10 protein-coding genes and 1 pseudogene are annotated in these 17,457 nt (G+C 51.9%); all 11 read left to right on the forward strand.

The window, feature by feature from the left end; genetic code table 11:
- Window positions 1–67 precede the first annotated feature (67 nt).
- The 11 genes and pseudogenes from LA756_RS03415 to LA756_RS03465 all read left to right on the forward strand — a co-directional run bounded on the left by LA756_RS03415 (window position 68) and on the right by LA756_RS03465 (window position 16,608).
- Window positions 68–1,051 (forward strand): DUF1559 domain-containing protein, encoded by a 984-nt coding sequence (locus LA756_RS03415; protein WP_224438482.1) that lies wholly within the window; start codon window positions 68–70, stop codon window positions 1,049–1,051.
- A gap of 131 nt (window positions 1,052–1,182) precedes the next feature.
- Complete coding sequence (locus LA756_RS03420; RefSeq protein WP_224438483.1) at window positions 1,183–1,575, forward strand: hypothetical protein; 393 nt, start codon at window positions 1,183–1,185, stop codon at window positions 1,573–1,575.
- Between the two features lie 211 nt (window positions 1,576–1,786).
- Window positions 1,787–4,855, forward strand: a complete 3,069-nt coding sequence (locus tag LA756_RS03425; protein WP_224438484.1) for a PSD1 and planctomycete cytochrome C domain-containing protein — start codon at window positions 1,787–1,789, stop codon at window positions 4,853–4,855.
- Between the two features lie 59 nt (window positions 4,856–4,914).
- Window positions 4,915–5,529 (forward strand): annotated as a pseudogene (locus tag LA756_RS03430) (DUF1501 domain-containing protein); the annotation flags it as partial.
- 108 nt (window positions 5,530–5,637) lie between these two features.
- Window positions 5,638–6,663, forward strand: coding sequence for an aldo/keto reductase (locus tag LA756_RS03435; protein WP_224438485.1), 1,026 nt, complete (start codon window positions 5,638–5,640; stop codon window positions 6,661–6,663).
- A gap of 12 nt (window positions 6,664–6,675) precedes the next feature.
- Window positions 6,676–7,614, forward strand: coding sequence for a hypothetical protein (locus tag LA756_RS03440; protein ID WP_224438486.1), 939 nt, complete (start codon window positions 6,676–6,678; stop codon window positions 7,612–7,614).
- A 24-nt stretch (window positions 7,615–7,638) separates the two neighbouring features.
- Complete coding sequence (locus LA756_RS03445; protein ID WP_224438487.1) at window positions 7,639–9,114, forward strand: sulfatase; 1,476 nt, start codon at window positions 7,639–7,641, stop codon at window positions 9,112–9,114.
- 57 nt (window positions 9,115–9,171) lie between these two features.
- On the forward strand, window positions 9,172–10,581 hold the full coding sequence (locus LA756_RS03450) for a sulfatase (RefSeq protein WP_224438488.1): 1,410 nt from the start codon (window positions 9,172–9,174) through the stop codon (window positions 10,579–10,581).
- Window positions 10,582–10,711: 130 nt separating this feature from the next.
- On the forward strand, window positions 10,712–14,170 hold the full coding sequence (locus LA756_RS03455; protein ID WP_224438489.1) for a PVC-type heme-binding CxxCH protein: 3,459 nt from the start codon (window positions 10,712–10,714) through the stop codon (window positions 14,168–14,170).
- A 154-nt stretch (window positions 14,171–14,324) separates the two neighbouring features.
- Window positions 14,325–15,077, forward strand: coding sequence for a DUF1080 domain-containing protein (locus LA756_RS03460; RefSeq protein WP_369123639.1), 753 nt, complete (start codon window positions 14,325–14,327; stop codon window positions 15,075–15,077).
- Between the two features lie 97 nt (window positions 15,078–15,174).
- Window positions 15,175–16,608 (forward strand): sulfatase, encoded by a 1,434-nt coding sequence (locus tag LA756_RS03465; protein ID WP_224438490.1) that lies wholly within the window; start codon window positions 15,175–15,177, stop codon window positions 16,606–16,608.
- The last annotated feature ends 849 nt before the right edge of the window (window positions 16,609–17,457 follow it).

Below are 17,457 nucleotides of genomic sequence, written 5' to 3' on the forward strand. Positions count from 1 at the left end.
CGTTTCACGGTCTGTTCCACTTTTCATTATCAAGCCTCATTCTCATTTCATTAATTGGGAGACTCTCATGCCTCACGTTTCCAATTCCGGTTCTCGACAGGGTTTTACCCTTGTTGAACTGTTGGTTGTTATCGCCATTATTGGTGTTCTGATCGCGCTACTTTTGCCGGCTGTACAACAGGCTCGTGAAGCGGCACGCCGCACCCAGTGCACCAACAATCTGAAGCAGATGGGCCTCGCTCTGCATAACTTTCACGATACATTTGGTCGTTTTCCTCCAGGCGCATGTGATAACACGCGACCCTTCGGCAACGGATACACAGGTCCTGGTGGGCATTCGTGGATGGCACACAGCATGCCATTTCTAGAGTTAGGCAATGCCTACGATAGCTGTAATTTCCCGAATACGAGCTTTTATTCGAGCACGATCGAAAACGCGATTGGAAATACTACGTTTGACGTTTTTCGTTGCCCATCTTCTCCAATGGAGCAAGAGTTTTCCAATTCGACTCCTAAGACGATGGTCGCTGACTATATTGCTATCGCTGGGCACGTCGATGGATTTGGTGGCGTGACCGGTCAGGATGACACGACTGATACCGCGTTTGGTGTCAGTGCCAATAATGGCGTTCTCACGAGGAAGTCGCAAAACACGTTCGCCTCGATTTCCGATGGAAGCAGTAACACGATCGTCGTGAGCGAAATCGGTAATTATGTTTACACCTCCGGCGGAAATCGTGCAGATGTCCGTTCAGGCACAACGCATGGTTTCGCGGCGGGCTATCAGCGGAATACCGGCTCGAAACGCGTGCACAATTGCGTAACCCTGAGGTATATCATCAACCCTGGCAAATCCTTTGAATACACTTCAGATTCTTCCGACGGTGTGAGTGGCTTAGGTTATAACAGTCCACTTCGATCAGCCCATCCAGGAGGTGTCTTGGCACTGGTCGGCGATGCCTCGGTGCGTTTCATTCCTGAAACGATCGATACAAGCACCATGGCCCGTTTGGCTAATAGGTCTGATGGCGAAGTCTTGTCCTCCTTCTAAGTCCGAAATAACTTCGACAACAACAAAGTATTGATTAATTCAAATGGGGCGTTCGACCTTTCGCCCCATTTGACGAGACTTACAGATTGTTGCCCGGCACATGCCAAACTATCCCACACGGAATCGGCCCTATGAAAGCTTTCTCTACTACTCTATTGGTTATTATCTCGGTCGGGTTATCTGCAATTGGCTGCAATTCTGAACGCAAGCTTCCAACGCGATTCGACGTAAGTGGAAGCGTTACTCTCGATGGTAAGCCCTTGGAGACGGGCTCTATTTCCTTTCGTTCAGAAAAGGATATTGCCGACGGAATGGTCGCTTCGGCTGATATTAAAGAAGGGCAGTTTTCGGCAAAGGTGCCGCCTGGCGAGAAAACGATTGTTATTCACTCAATAGTTCAATCGACTGACCCGCGTGAGGAGTTCAAAGATCTTGTGCCGGTCAAATACAACAAAAAGTCGACGCTAACGGCGAACGTCGATGTAGAGAATACTCAATTCACGTTTAACTTGACATCTGAGTAGCGAGTCGCGGCTGGCAGCAGCAAATCCAGGTGACTTTCCAAATTTCGGTGGTCGCAAACGTGGCGATGTTGGATTCGATAATCCGAAGGAGAAACCTTCTGGATTAGTTAATCGTACGTCAATCCTACCCACTTGGCATGTCGCAAATTCTTAATGCTGTGTCGCATTCTTTCCTAGACAAGCCGGCTGTACGAACGAAAATCAGACATAAATGACGAATCTATGGCTCGGATCGTCAAATGTCGCAGTTTCCTCAGCTATCACCGTGATGACCAGAATTCGCCCCTTTCTTCTATTTGCCTTGATCCATGCCGGGCTGTTCGTCAGCGGTGCCGCGATCCAAGCCGGAGACCTAGCACCGACAGCGGATCAGTTAGAGTTTTTTGAGCGTGAGGTTCGGCCCCTGTTGGCAACGCGTTGCTACCAGTGTCACAGTGCTAAGGCGAAGCGTGTCGAAGGAAGTCTGCTGCTAGATAGTCGCAAGGCACACTTGCGTGGAGGTGACTCAGGTCCGGCTATCGTTCCGCGTGATGTTGATGGCAGCCTATTGATCGAAGCAGTACGCTACGAATCATACGAAATGCCACCCAAAGGCAAACTGCCCGACCGCGATATCGAAGTGCTCGAGCGTTGGATCGAGATGGGGGCACCGTGGCCCGAAGAAGAAGCTCCCACCTCGAATTCCCAGCAATACAAGTTTGATCTTGAGAAGCGGAAGTCTGAGTTCTGGGTATGGCAACCGATTGCCGATACCAAGGCTCCTGTTAACAAGGATGATGCTTGGCCTCACAATGAGATTGATCGCTACACGCTTGCTCGTCTCGAAGAAGCAGGACTAAAGCCGTCACGTGACGCGGATCGTACAGCTATTCTCCGTCGACTTTACTTTGACCTAATTGGATTACCACCGACGCCGGAAGAGATCAAAGCATTTCTCAGTGACCATGATCCTCAGGCTGTCGAGCGAGTCGTCGACCAGTTGCTTGAATCGCCGCATTTCGGAGAGCGCTGGGGACGTCACTGGCTCGATCTTGTACGGTATGCCGAGTCTCACGGGCACGAATTCGACATCGATGTTCCTAACGCATACCAATATCGTGACTACGTGATTCGTGCTCTTAATGCCGATGTGCCTTACGACCAGTTCGTCCGCGAACATATTTCAGGTGATCTGCTTCCCCAGCCGCGTTTGCATCCGACCGAGGGGTTCAATGAGTCCGTTCTCGGTACAGGTTTCTGGTTTCTGGGCGAAGGGGCTCATTCCCCAGTTGATATTCGTAAAGACGAAGCAGATCGCTTTGACAACATGCTCGACATGATGTCCAAGACATTTCTGGGAGTCACCGTCGCGTGCGCTCGATGTCACGACCACAAGTTCGATGCCATTTCGACGGCTGACTATTATTCACTCTCCGGTTTTTTACAAAGTAGCGATTATCGTCAGATTCGCTTCGAATCGATTGAACAGAATCGGCGTGTGGCCCAACAAATTGCCCGAGTTGATGATAAGTATCAGCAACAAATTCTGGGTCTCTTAGACCATCATGGCATTCAGCTGCCGGCGCAAGCGGGCGAACTCAATGATGAAGCAATTGTTGTGGATTATGCGAACGTTACGCATAGCCAATTCATGCAAGATGGGTTCATCTTTGGGAGTTCCCCCAGACGTGTTGGGCTTCCCTATCTGGCATCTGACGCAGGTACGGTGAAGGTTGCCACATTTGGTGCCGCCGCTACCGATCCAATCTGGTCTGGATTGGATTCAATTACCGAAGGAGCCGTTCAGAATAGAAGTGCGATTGCAAAACTTCCCAAAAGCGGTCGGACACTGCGATCACCAACCTTTGAACTGAAAGACGGCCGGGTGAGTTGCCTTGCCAGCGGAGTTGGTACGGTTGTCGCGTGCGTAGATTCTCATCGCCTTGTTGCAGGCCCACTTCATAAGGAGACTATTGTTCCAGTTAAGGAAGGGCAGCGGTGGGTAACGCTGCATTTGGATCGATACGTTGGTCATCGCCTTCATCTTGAGTTCGTTCCGGCTATCGACAAGCAGATGTCCGTTCGCCTTGTGACGCAAGGTCTTGACGCTGACGGACTCGCGGATCTTGATCGGCGTCTGGCTGCGTTGGATAAGCCGAATATTGAGTATGCTCATGCGGCCGAAGCCATTTTGAGCGGTGCCAGTTTACGCGGCATTGTTCAAGCCTGGAAACGGGAGCGAGCAGAGCTTGCGTCGAAAATTGTTCGCAGTTCGCGAGTCGCTCCGGCGATGATGGACGGCACTGGTGAGGATGACCGAATACTCATTCGAGGTAATTCCTCGAAACCGGGTGACATTGAACCACGGCATTTCCTGACCGCGGTCTCTGGCAACTCGCCACTTCCCGTTCAAGAAGGAAGCGGTCGACTAGAACTTGCGGACCTCATAAATGATACAACTAATCCGCTGACGTCACGCGTCATTGTCAACCGAATCTGGCACCATCTGATGGGTCGTGGAATTGTACCGACTGTCGACGACTTGGGTTATTTGGGCCAGCGGCCGACTCATCCGGAATTGCTAGATCATTTGGCAACTCGCTTCGTTGCCGACGGGCGTAGCATTAAGCAAATGATCAAATACATTGTGCTTTCTCGGACCTATCAGCAGTCAAGCTATGCCAGTCCTGAATCACTGGAAGCAGATCCCAAGAATCTGCTTTGGCATCATCGCCCCCCGCGACGTCTGCAGGGGGAAGTGATTCGCGATTCGATGTTAGCGCTGTCTGGACGACTCGATCCAGAATTCTACGGTCCGCCTGTTCCGATTCACCTGACATCATTTATGGATGGTCGAGGCCGGCCAAGCAAGAGCGGACCACTCGATGGCGATGGTCGGCGTTCCATCTACATCGCAGTGCGGCGAAACTTTCTCTCGCCGTTCATGCTGACGTTTGATACGCCTGTTCCGTTCAGTTCGATGGGGCGACGCAACGTGTCGAACGTTCCAGCTCAGGCTTTGACTCTATTAAATGATCCGCTTGTCGCTGAGTTGGCGTACAAGTGGGGCGAGCACGCGTTACAAAATGTCGCTGGCGGCAACAACAAGATGAAGGAACGAATCGAGTGGATGTACGTCTCTGGATTCGGAAGGTATCCAACGAATCAGGAAATTGAGGCCGCAGCGGACTATTTGCAGACGCAAGCCTCGCAGCGGAACGTCTCAAAGGACGATCCTGAGCTCTGGGCGAGTTTCGCGCATATATTGGTGAATACCAAGGAGTTCATTTTTCTCCGATGAACAATCACAGCGTATATCCGTGCCAGCGTTATCAATCGAAGCCTACAACGCGTCGCGAGATGCTTGCGAGTTGCCTGGGTGGCTTTGGTGCAGTCGCACTGGCTGGGCTGCAATCGGACGCCGCATTTGCTGGCACAAAGAACTCACCAGCAGTCCCCGGACATGCCGGTCATGGTCCTCATCACAAAATCCGCGCCAAGAATGTGATCTTCCTCTACATGGACGGGGGCCCATCACAGGTAGATACATTCGATCCAAAGCCGATGCTGGATAGGCACAACGGTAAGGATCCCGGCCAACTATTCGACGTCGAACCGACGCAGTTCAATAACAACGGCACGGTTTTGGCCAGTCCGTGGAAGTTCAAACGGCATGGCGAATCTGGTATTCCCGTGAGCGGTCTGTTTCCACACGTAGCGAAGTGTGTGGACGAGTTGGCAGTGGTTCGCTCCATGACTTCCGAATTTCCCGAACATACGTTCGCGAACTATTTCCTGCATACAGGCAGCGGACTCCAGGGGCGCCCCAGCATGGGAGCCTGGGTGAACTATGGCCTTGGCAGTGAATGCCAGAACCTGCCGGGATTCGTCGTGCTCAACGGCGGATTGATTCCGCCGAACTGGCGGGCGCCCGACTGTCCTGGTCAACACCCCTGGAAGCCCTTTCGATTCCAGGTAAGAGCCGGTTAGGTGATCCGCGACTACTCAGTGCCCTACTGGTTGTAGTTATGGTGATTCTCTACTGGCTCTTCAGATAGACCGAGTACTCAAAGGTAAGAAAACGTGGAAACAAGACGACTCGGACGCACGAACCTCGAAATCAGTGTGCTTTCAATAGGAGGTCTTTATACGTCATCGCTCGCAGGTGGTGTCGCCGAAACGCGGCGAATCATGCGCCGTGCGATTGAGCTGGGCATCAATTCAATTGATACTGCCCCGGCTTATGCCGACAGTGAAAAAACAGTTGGTAATGCAATCGTCGATATCGACGCGCCGTTGATCGTCACAACGAAACTCGGGGGAAGACCTCAGCCGTTTGACCCACAAAACATTGATGGTCTAAGGTATTCCGTAGACGAAAGTCTGCGATTGCTGGGACGTGATCACATCGACATTCTCATGGTCCATGAACCTGATCGTCCGCAGCAATATCCGTGGTGGACCAGTTACGATCCGCTTGAAGGTCCGGCCTTAGAACTGATGGACGAGCTAAAATCCGCAGGAAAGATTCGTTACACCGGACTGGCCGGAACAACTGTCACCGAAATGTCGGCACTCGTCGCTACGGGGCGATTTGATGTTGTGCTTACGGCATTTAACTACAACGCCCTTTTCCGCGAAGCAGAGTCGACCGTGTTCCCTGTGGCCAAAGAACAAGACATTGGGATTGTAGTGGGCTCGACATTCGGCCAGGGCTTCCTGACACGAAGTGCCAATGTCAAGCAACGTCCAATCTGGCTGTCTGAAAAGCGTGCCGAACAGCTGCAAGCCTACTATGATCTGCTAGATGAGTCAGGAATACCGGCGTATGAGCTATGCTTGCGATTCGCTGTTGGTAACTCAGACATCTCCACTGTTCCAATCGGTTGCAAAACGATCGAGCATCTTGAATCGTGTGTCGTAGCCGTTGAAAAGGGGCCATTGCCCAAAGACATTCTGAACCGGCTCAATGAGATTGCTGCGATGCTTCCCTACCGACCCTACGAAGAGCCAATGATACTTCCCCTGGAAAAGAACTACATCGGTCCAGGCATCGCCAACATGGGAGCGGCTGTTCAAGTAGGAAAACTAGAACTGGCGAACAAATAGATGAGAGTCATCATGAAATCGGCACTATTATGGGTGTATCTAATCGCCTTCCTTTCCTGGTCAACTTGCATCAGCGCACAAGAAGTAACACACGGTTTTCTGGCATGTGGTCAAAAAACCTATCTTATGGGAGCGGATGGTAAGGCAAGCTGGACGTATCCGGCTGCCACGCGAGACGGATATGTTCTTGGCGACGGAACGGTCATCCTGACACTTAGCAAATCAAAGCAATACAAGGGTGGGGCGGTCATCAAGATCAGCCCGGAAAAAAACGAAACGCTCCTTTGGAAAGGCACACAAAGCGAAGTCAACAGTGCGCATCCAACTCCTGAAGGAAACCTGGTTATTACTGAAGCGGGGAACAATCCGCGTCTCGTCGAAATCAGTCCTGATGGCGAGATTGTTCTGGAGTTTCCGTTGGCTTGTCAGAAGCAGAATCATCATATGCAGACACGGATGGCGCGGAAGCTCCCTGATGGAACTTACCTCGTGCCACATTTGCTTGACTTTGCCGTCTTCCATTATGACAGGGAAGGGAAGGTCCTCAGCAAGCTAGATACAACCGTGCCAGGCGATAGCGATCACAAAATCCACACTTGGCCTTTTACAGCGATCCGACATGGTGATGGTCACACGCTCGTCTGCTGTACACACGGTAACCGCGTTGTTGATTTTGATAGCGACGGCAATATCGTTTGGACTCTCAATAACGATGATTTGCCCGGAGAATGGCTTCAAGATCCCTGCGGCGGGCAGGTGTTGCCAAGTGGCAATATTGTCATCACGAGCTACGCCGCTGGCCGTGCAGATCCGAACGCTCCTAAGATGTTCGAAGTGACACCCGACAAGAAAGTTGTATGGAGCTATGCAGACGGACAAAAGGTCGGAATTCATCACTTCCAAGTGATCTCAACCAACGGAAAGAAGCTGGAAGAGCCTGCACTCAAGTAAATGAAAAGCCCGTTGTGTAATCAAATGAAACTTTCATACATCATTGCTTTCGCGAGTCTTCAGTTGGTCCCGCTGCTGGCGGTCGCTGATCAACCCAATTTTGTCATCATTTTCACTGATGACCAGGGCTATCAGGATGTAGGCTGCTTTGGTTCGCCCGATATTCGCACTCCCCGTCTGGATGCCATGGCAGAAGACGGAATGAAGTTTACCAGCTTCTACGCTCAGCCTATTTGTGGACCCTCTCGGGCCGCTCTCATGACCGGCTGCTATCCGCTACGAGTCGCCGAACGTGGCAACATCAAACAGGTGCATCCGATCCTACATGAAGACGAAATCACGATCGCTGAAGTGTTGAGAGCGAAAGGCTATGCGACCGCCTGCTTTGGAAAGTGGGATTTGGCGAAACATTCTCAGGCAGATTTCTTCATGGATCTTTTTCCGACCCGACAGGGATTCGACTACTTTTATGGAACGCCTACCAGCAATGACCGCATCGCGGACCTTTACCGCAATGAAGAACTGATTGAACCTGCAACCGATTTGGCAACGTTGACTAAGCGTTACACTGATGAAGCCATTGCCTTCATGCGAAAGAACAAGGATCAGCCGTTCTTCGTCTATCTCCCTCATTCAATGCCACACACTCGGCTGGCCGCGTCCGCTGAGTTTAAGGGTAAGAGCAAGCGTGGCCTCTATGGTGACGTGATAGAAGAGATCGACTTCAACGTTGGCAGAATCCTGGACGCGATCGATGAGATGAGTTTGGCGGATAAAACCTATGTTCTCTTCACGAGCGACAATGGCCCCTGGCTGATCAAGAACAAGCATCATGCAGACGGTCATCTGAAAGGTGACCATGGAGGATCGGCCGGATCGCTGCGAAGTGGCAAAGTGTCAACATTTGAAGGGGGTGTTCGGGTACCAGCGATTCTTTGGGCACCGCGCAAGGTACCCGCGGGAACCGTTTGTGATTCGATTGCCACGACGATGGACGTTATGCCGACGTTTGCAGCGCTGGCGGGTGCCGAGTTGCCAGCGGATCGAGTGATCGACGGTGAGGATATTCGCCATCTCTTTCACGGTGACTTCGATAAGGCAAACGCCGATAAGGCGTTCTTCTACTATCTGCGAGTCCATCTTCAAGCGGTACGCCAGGGCAAGTGGAAGCTTCATTTGCCAAGAGAAAAAGAACCCATTGGAGCTGCTCCGTTTAGTCGCAACACCCATATTGCTCCGGTGGATCGAGTTGGCTTTGAAGAGCCATTTCTAGTTGATCTGGAGAACGATCTTGATGAATCAACCAACTTGGCTGCGGAGAATCCGGAGGTAGTTGAGAGACTGACTCAACTGGCTGAGTCGATGCGTAAAGATCTGGGTGACTATGATCACGTTGGAACGAACATGCGGTTCTTTGATCCGTTGGAGGTTCGCCCCGTCAAACCACCTGTTCCATCGTTTCCCGCACGAAAGGGAATTTCGTCGCAACATAGCAAATGACTCCGTAGTTGCTGCATGCTATTCCAGAACACTCATCTTTGATCAGGCATAACACATATGAAACAAGTCGTTTACTCGGTGGTCATCGCAATCATTACTGTGCCGTTAATGGGCAGTTCAAGCAAAGTCTATGGCGACGATCGCCCTAACATCATTTTGCTGCTGGCCGACGACCTCGGCTATGGAGATCTCTCCTGCTTTGGTAGCCCAGCCGTGAAGACGCCTAATCTTGATCGCCTTGCGGATGAGGGTTTGCTGTGCAATCGGTTTTACGCTGGCTCCGCCGTTTGCTCTCCCACGCGGGCTTCAGTGCTGACCGGCCGTTATCCTCTGCGATTTGGGATCACAAGACATTTCAATGACCGGGATCAATGGTTGCCAGAATCGGCGACGACGGTGGCCGAGCTCCTAAAAAAGGCGGGTTACAACACGGCACATGTTGGTAAATGGCATTTGGGCGGCCTTCATGTCGACCAAAATGGCAAGCGGATGACTGATCAGCCTGGCCCCCGTCAGCACGGTTTTGATTTCTATCAGACGCAGATTGAGCAGCAACCAATTCGAGGACGGATGGGCCGAGAGCGAACGCTTTTCCGGCAGGGAGGAACGGTCCTCCTGCGAAACGACCAACGGGTCGGTGAGGATGATCCGTACTATTCCAAGCATTTCACGGACGCCAATGGCGACTTTGCGATTGAGATGATCGAGAAGTTTTCAGCCGAGCAAAAGCCATTCTTTATCAATGTGTGGTGGCTCGTTCCTCACAAACCTTACGAGCCTGCTCCCCAGCCGCATTGGTCGGGCACCGATGCCGAGGATATCAGCGACGATCAGCATCGCTTTCGATCGATGGTGCAGCATATGGACGCCAAAGTTGGGGAGATCCTTGAAAAGCTTGACGAATTGAAAATTGCGGACAACACGATCGTCCTCTTCACAAGCGATAATGGCGCCGCCTACGAAGGTTTCATACATGACTTGAAAGGTGGCAAGACCGATCTGCATGACGGTGGAATTCGCGTACCGATGGTTGTTCGTTGGCCAGCGGCGATTCCGCCGGGGCAAATGTCCGACGCGTTTGGTCATACGAACGATCTTCTGCCCACGTTCTGCGACGCCGCAGGTATCCAACTTCCGAGCGAATTGCCAATTGATGGACTGAGCTTATTGTCTCACTTGAAGGGTGAGGCCACGCCAAGAAAAGAGGCGAGAGGAACTGTCTTCTGGCAGCTCAACCTCTACAAGAGTATCCAACGCCACTATCCGAAACCCAAACCCTATGCAACCGAAGTTGCCATGCGGGGTAAGTGGAAATTGCTTGCTCTCGAAGGTAAGCCTGTGGAGCTTTTTGACTTAGACACTGATCCAAACGAGAATCAGAACGTCCTGGGAGACCATCCTGATGTGGTCGCTTCCCTGAAAGCTGAACTCATCCAGTGGCTAAACGCGCCGCGGACGACCAGGTAACTCACCCCCAACAGGTCTACCCACGAAACATCTCCCTTCCGGACCACCTGGTTTGAGATTCGCAATGCACCATCAGCCAATTAAGATTCCGTCTTCTATTCTTCGATTCGTTCCGGTATCCGTTCTTTGGATGTTGGTAGCGGTATTCTCCCTGTTTCCTTACTCGCTCGTCCGAGCTGACGTTCCCTTTCAATTTGAGAAAGACGATGTCGTAGCGATCTTTGGGAATGGACTAGCCGACCGAATGCAGCATTCTCCCTGGGTCGAAACCCTTCTGCAGTCCAATTTGAAAGGCAAGAAGGTTCGATTCCGCAACATGAGTTTTTCAGGTGACTTGGTCAACAAGCGTCCTAGAAACAAGGGTTTTACCAATGATACCGAGTATTTGCAGCATGTCGCACCCTCGGTCGTTTGGATCATGTACGGATACAACGAGGCTTTTGCTGGCCCGGAGGGAGCTTCGACCTATGAGAAGGAATTGGTCGAACTTGTTGAGAAGTACCGAACATTACGCAAGGAAGCAGGCACAAAAGCGCGATTCGTTTTGTTCAGTCCAATTGCATACCAAAATACTGGTAATCGCAATCTGCCCGACGGCAAAGAGCTGAACGCGAATCTAAAGGCAATCACCGAAGCGACCAAGAACGCCGCTGATGCGTCTGACGCCACGTTTGTTGATCTTTTCTCGCCGACCCTTGCGCTTTATGAAACGACCGACGATCCTTTGACGCTGAACGGTATTCACTTGAATGCCCAAGGGTATCGTCTACTGGCCAACGTAATTGCCAAACAACTGGTCGGCGAGTCGGCGACTGACGACGACTCACTTGAATTGGTTTACAAGGCGATAAAAGACAAGAATTGGCACTGGCACAATAGGTACCGTGCAACGGACGGGAACGACATTTGGGGTTCGCGCTCAACACTTAGTTTTGTCGACGGTCAAACGAATGCCGAAGTTCTGGTTCACGAACTGAAGATGCTGGATATCATGACCGCGAATCGTGATAGCGTAATCTGGGCAGCAGCCCGAGGCAAATCTATCGAGCCCAACGACACAAACGTTCCCGCCCCAGTCTCGGTGAAAACCAATGTCGGAGGAGGCAGTCGTAGTTCCAGTGCCGCCAAAGAAGGTAGCTCGGAGTACCTCAGCCCCGCAGACAGCCTGGCACAAATCAAAGTTCCAGAAGGCTTTGAGTTAAACATTTTCGCATCCGAAGAGATGTTCCCCGATTTGGCCAACCCCGTGCAGCTGCAAGTTGACGCTAAGGGTCGACTGTGGGCGGCCAGTTGGAATTCGTATCCGAAGTGGCAACCGGGCGATGAACTGAAAGACAGCTTGATGATCTTCGAGGACACCGATGGCGACGGTGTTGCCGATGAGCGAAAGATCTTTGCACACGTGCATAACCCATTGGGATTCGAGTTCTGGGGTGGCGGTGTCGTGGTAACCTCAGGGCCCGACTTAATATTCCTGAAGGATACCGACGGAGATGACAAGGCAGATGTACGATTCCCGATTCTGCAGGGGCTTGGCACGTCGGATACGCATCACGCTGCAAACAATTTGATCTACGGCCCCGACGGCGGCATCTATTGGCAAAGCGGTATCTTTCTGGTGCACAACCACGAAACGCCGTGGAAGCAGAACTTAAATACCGGCGGATCAGGCATGTATCGATTCGATCCGCGAACGTTCGCAATCACTCCGATCGCCGCTAATAGCCCGAACCCACACGGTATTAGCTTCGACCGATGGGGTTATCTTTACGCAAACGACGGAACTGGTGGAAAGTCATACCAAGTTCGCCCGACGGGTAATGGTTTCCAGATGCATTCGCTCCTGGAAAAAGAGTTTCGCCCAGTTCCCGCAAATGCGATTCTGTCTTCGATGCATTTCCCGGAGGACATGCAGCAAGACTTCTTGATCTTGAACGTGATCGGTTTCCTCGGTGTCAAGCAATACGACTTGAATCGAGGTGACGGCGGCCGGCGCGAATATGGTCATGTTTGGGGCACGCCAGTACAAGAGTTGCTTAGTGGAGGGGATCGTAACTTTCGGCCGAGTGACGCGATTGTGGGAGAAGATGGGGCGCTCTATGTCGCTGACTGGCACAACATGATCATCGGTCACATGCAACACAATATTCGTGACCCGAGTCGCGACCACAAACACGGGCGTATTCTACGATTGGCGGTTAAGAATCGACCGCTACAGGAACCTGTTCCGATTCATGGTCAGTCGATCGAGCAATTACTTGAGAACTTGAAGCACCCAGTCGACGGCGTGCGGCAGCGAACACGCGTTGAACTAAGTGCCCGTAACTCGGACGCGGTGATTGCTGCGGCCCAAACTTGGGCAAAGAATTTTGATCCGAATGATGAAGTCGAAGCACACCATCTTTTGGAAGCATTGTGGCTGCACCAACAGCACAACGTCGTTAACCGCGAGATATTGGACAAGCTGTTGAATTCAACGGTACCGCATGCCGCGGTCGCGGCCAGGACGGTTCAGCACTTCTGGACGAAGTTCGATGCAAAATTGGCGGCCGATTTCGTAGCACCTCCGGAACTCCATGTTGTTAACTACCGCGTTCCGCGTCATTTAGATCGAGCGGCGCAAAACTCCTACAAACGAGGAAGCGAGATTTTTCAACGCGAATCCCACTGTGCGACATGCCATCAGACCAGCGGACTGGGCAACGGAGCCGTTTATCCGCCACTGGTCAAAAGCCCTTGGGTCAATGGCAGTGAGGATCGTTTGATCAAACTGGCGCTGCACGGCATGTGGGGAAGAATGCAAGTCGGTGGCAAGGTTTATGACCCGGCCCGTGGCGTACCTCCAATGACCGCATTTCGGGATCTATTGAATGATCAAGAGATGGCCGATGTATTGACGTTCGTCCGCAATACCTGGGGCAACAAGGCATCGCCGATTGATAAGGCCACTGTCGCGCGAGTTCGCGCGGAGTCGTCCGATCGAACCACGTTTTGGAAGCCTGAGGAGTTAGAGGCACTGCATCCGCTTGAGAAGGAACTCATGGCTAAAGCGGATTTGGAAGCTCCTGTCGCTATCAATAACGTGGAATTAGAAAAGGAATTGCTGGAACAGACACTGGAAGAGTTAGCCCAGGCCGCGTTGGAGAATGGAAACAAGAATCGCGGCAAGCGATTATTCTACACTTCGGCTGCCTCGTGCTTTGCTTGTCATGATCCACCGGGGAATGCACTGAAGCTGGGGCCCGATTTGACGAAACTCGCCAAGCCGATGCCGCCGAGCAATTGGATTGAATCGGTGCTGCATCCTTCGAAACAGATCGATAAGGAGTTCGCTCAGATCAATGTTCTGACGGATGATGGACGAGTGATTTCCGGGATCCGGATTTCAGAGGACAAAGATGGCATTGTCGTGCGAAATGTCGCAGAGCCTAAGCCGATTCGGATCCCCAAGGAAACGATCGAAGAGGTCGTTGAATCTAAGAGCTCAATGATGCCAAGTGGGCTGGTGCGGTCAATGAACAACCGCCAGGAATTTGATGACCTGATGGCATACCTTCTTAGCCTCGAGACAAAAGCAGGAGCGGAGTAGAAGGCTCCGTGAAGCGTTTTGGCTCGACGCAGAGGGAAATTCCAATCTTGAAGTACGACGGGGCTTCCTTCGTATTATTGGCCACGTCCTGAACGGCAATCGGAAAGTTAAACAATAGCAGAGAACGCAAGTGGGTTTTTCAAAGATGAGAGAAATGAGTCATAGGAATGTGCTAATTGGTGCGATTGCCTTGATGGCTGTCAATTGTGCTTTTCCAATTGCTCGCATTTCAGCGGGTGACCTTTCCTCATCGACACTGGGACTTGCTGCGCCAGATGATGCCGTGGTCTTGTTCGATGGTTCGGACTTCGATGCCTGGAAGCCGTTCTCGTGGCATTGGATCAACCCTAACGATGACCAGAAGGAAGTGCAGTGGCAGATCGTGGATGGCGGGGTGATGGAGATCTCGCCTGAGTTCAACGGGAAACGGCGTTTGCAATCTCTGTGCTCAAAGCAGAAGTTCGGTAACTATCGCTTGCACCTGGAGTTTCAGTTGCCGCAAGAGGGGAGCGGAAACAGTGGATTGTTCTTTGGACCACTGTACGAACTGCAAATCCTCAACAGCGCCGGCAAGAAGAGCCCAGGACTCGGCGACTGCGGCGCGATCTACCAAATCCGCTCTCCGGACGTAAACGCAGCGCTGCTACCAGGCGAGTGGCAAACGATCGATCTGGAATACCAAGCGGCTCAGATCGGTAAGAATGGTTTCATGACCGAAAAAGGTGCTGCACGCGTCACGGTGTGGCTGAACGGAAAGCTGATCCATGACGACTTCAAATTGTCGCTTCGTCGCAACAAGTATGCCGCGTACCCCGAGGAACCGACCTCGCCGATCGTTCTACAGGATCATGGTTCCAAGGTTCGATTTAGAAATATCTGGGTGGAAGAGAAGAAGCCCCTTCCATAGTCGAACACGCTTGGCGGCCTGGACGGGCTAACAGAGCAGGTTAATTCCAGTGCTTTCAAGACACTCAGATTGAACCCCGAATGTGAATAGTCAACTCATGAAACTACCTCTTCTATTTCTGAGCTACCTTCTCCTCTTTGCCAGCACGGCCTTTGCTGCCGAGCAAACCGATGCTGCTGCCAAGCCAAACATTCTGTTCATTTTTGCCGACGACTGGGGTTGGGGCGATCTCAGCTGTCATGGGCATCCGTATCTGAAGACACCCAATATCGATCGGCTGGCGAGAGAAGGAACGGATTTCACGAGATTCACCGTCGCTAGTGGTGTTTGTTCACCGAGCCGTACGGCCGTGATGACCGGGCATTTTCCAGCACGTTACAACATCGACGGTCACTTCGCCGCGGTACAAAGTAACGCTAAACGCGGGATGCCTGATTGGCTCGACCCGAAGGCGCCGACACTTCCCAAGATGTTACAGTCAGCCGGCTACGCGACGGCACACTTTGGAAAGTGGCATCTTGCGAACAACATGATTCCGGACTCGCCTCTACCGAAAGACTACGGTTACGACGAATACGGAGCATTCAACTGCGCTGGTCAGCAGATGCCGGTACATGAAGACTCCGCTCATGCGATCGCATTCATCGAAAAACACGCCGCTGCGAAGAAGCCGTTTTTTATCAACTTGTGGATGCACGAGCCACACACACCATTTCACACTTTGCCCAAATATCGTAGGCGTTTTCCCGAACTGGAGGATACGGACAATGTTTATGCGTCAGTCCTTTCACACGCCGATGACCGCATCGGCGAACTCCTTGCCACACTGGATCGATTGAAGCTGACCGAAAACACGCTGGTGATTTTTAGCTCGGACAATGGTCCCGCAGGTAGCGGTCGTGGCGGCAAACTAACAACGATGTACGATTCCGCGACTGGAGAGGGATTTGGAGGTGGATGCAGCGTCGGAACGACCGGCGGTCGAAACGGCCGTAAGAAGTCAATTCTACTAGGCGGGATTGGCGTCCCATTCATTGCACGCTGGCCAGGGAGGATCAAGGCCGGCGCCATCAACGACGTCTCGTGGCTCTCCGCGGTCGATCTGTTGCCGACTTTCTGCGAGATCGCAGGTGCAAACCTCCCCAACGGGTACGTGCCTGACGGCATGAGCCAATTAGCGACGTTGCAGGGGGCCGAACTTGCAATGCGCGACAAGCCGCTGTTTTGGAAGGGAATTCCAAGTCGCAATGGTCCCGTCTATTCGGTACTTGACGGGAATTGGCGACTATTGACCAGTATGGACTTCGAGGTACTCGAGCTTTACAACGTGGAGCAGGATCCTCTGGAAAAAAACAATTTGAAGTCAACGCAGCCAGAAGTTGCCGGCAAGTTGCTGAAGAAACTTCTAGCCTGGCATGCGACGCTTCCGGAAAAATCCAATGCGGAGTGTTTCTCCAAGTATCGCGACCGCAGAGCAGGCCCGCTGCCCCTGGAAGTCAAGCCGCTCTTTCAGTTCAATCCGTCTCGATAACACTTTTGTCGTTGAGAATCCATTGCCGCAGCTGATTTGATGGTTCCGACGATTTCAAGCAGTTCCGCTGCCTTGCCTCGTAGCCCGCGTGGACGTTTTATTTGCGAAACTCATGGAAACGAAGGGACGCTTTGTGTTCAAAAAATGCACTACACGAGACTACACACTTTGCACTGTGAATACGCGCTTTTCCCGAGAGTTGATACGATGAAATACGAAGATTTGCAATGTTTTACAAATCTTCGCAAACTACTTCTGTGACACGGTTTCAGGCTTAAAGGGCAGGGCTTCCTAGGCGGCCTCATAACCTCGAGGTCGTCGGTTCAAATCCGGCCCCCGCCACTTAAACCCTGGTTTAGCAAATAAAGCTCAACCAGGGTTTTTTCGTGCCTTCGCTTAGGCTGTGGTAGAAGTTCGACGTTTTATCCCATGGACACGCAATGAGTTGCGAGGACGTGATTTTTCTTCGCAAGTGTCTCTGTCTAAGAGAGACATAACCTGGCAGTTCTCACCGAGGCCAATGAACGGCTCAATTTCACGTTTGTCTCACCAATTTCTCAGAGACACTACCGCCGGGTTAATAGGTTGTTGGTTTCGGTAGAGCTAGGCAGACGCGAACCGAGGCTTCCTTAGCGCTGAACAATAATTCGTCGGAGACTGGCTTGCAATCAGCGAGGGACTCGGTGTTTGCTAGTCGTTCGGAAGTTGGGTAGTATACCCCCATATTTGTACCGCAACACATGGGCACGTGTTATACATGTCCTCGCAGCGTCTTGGGGACATGGTATCAAGCGGACTCAGAGAAATATTTCGGCGCGAACCGGGCTTATACAGAGAGCTCTCTTAAAA

The sequence above is a fragment of the Bremerella sp. TYQ1 genome (genome assembly GCF_020150455.1).
Classification (GTDB): Bacteria; Planctomycetota; Planctomycetia; order Pirellulales; family Pirellulaceae; genus Bremerella; species Bremerella volcania_A.

Bases quoted from the DNA above. Each gene is read 5' to 3' on its own strand.
- LA756_RS03415 (WP_224438482.1), top strand. From the start codon at position 68: ATGCCTCACGTTTCCAATTCCGGTTCTCGACAGGGTTTTACCCTTGTT.
- LA756_RS03420 (WP_224438483.1), top strand. From the start codon at position 1,183: ATGAAAGCTTTCTCTACTACTCTATTGGTTATTATCTCGGTCGGGTTA.
- LA756_RS03425 (WP_224438484.1), top strand. From the start codon at position 1,787: ATGACGAATCTATGGCTCGGATCGTCAAATGTCGCAGTTTCCTCAGCT.
- LA756_RS03440 (WP_224438486.1), top strand. From the start codon at position 6,676: ATGAAATCGGCACTATTATGGGTGTATCTAATCGCCTTCCTTTCCTGG.
- LA756_RS03445 (WP_224438487.1), top strand. From the start codon at position 7,639: ATGAAACTTTCATACATCATTGCTTTCGCGAGTCTTCAGTTGGTCCCG.
- LA756_RS03450 (WP_224438488.1), top strand. From the start codon at position 9,172: ATGAAACAAGTCGTTTACTCGGTGGTCATCGCAATCATTACTGTGCCG.
- LA756_RS03455 (WP_224438489.1), top strand. From the start codon at position 10,712: ATGTTGGTAGCGGTATTCTCCCTGTTTCCTTACTCGCTCGTCCGAGCT.
- LA756_RS03460 (WP_369123639.1), top strand. From the start codon at position 14,325: ATGAGTCATAGGAATGTGCTAATTGGTGCGATTGCCTTGATGGCTGTC.
- LA756_RS03465 (WP_224438490.1), top strand. From the start codon at position 15,175: ATGAAACTACCTCTTCTATTTCTGAGCTACCTTCTCCTCTTTGCCAGC.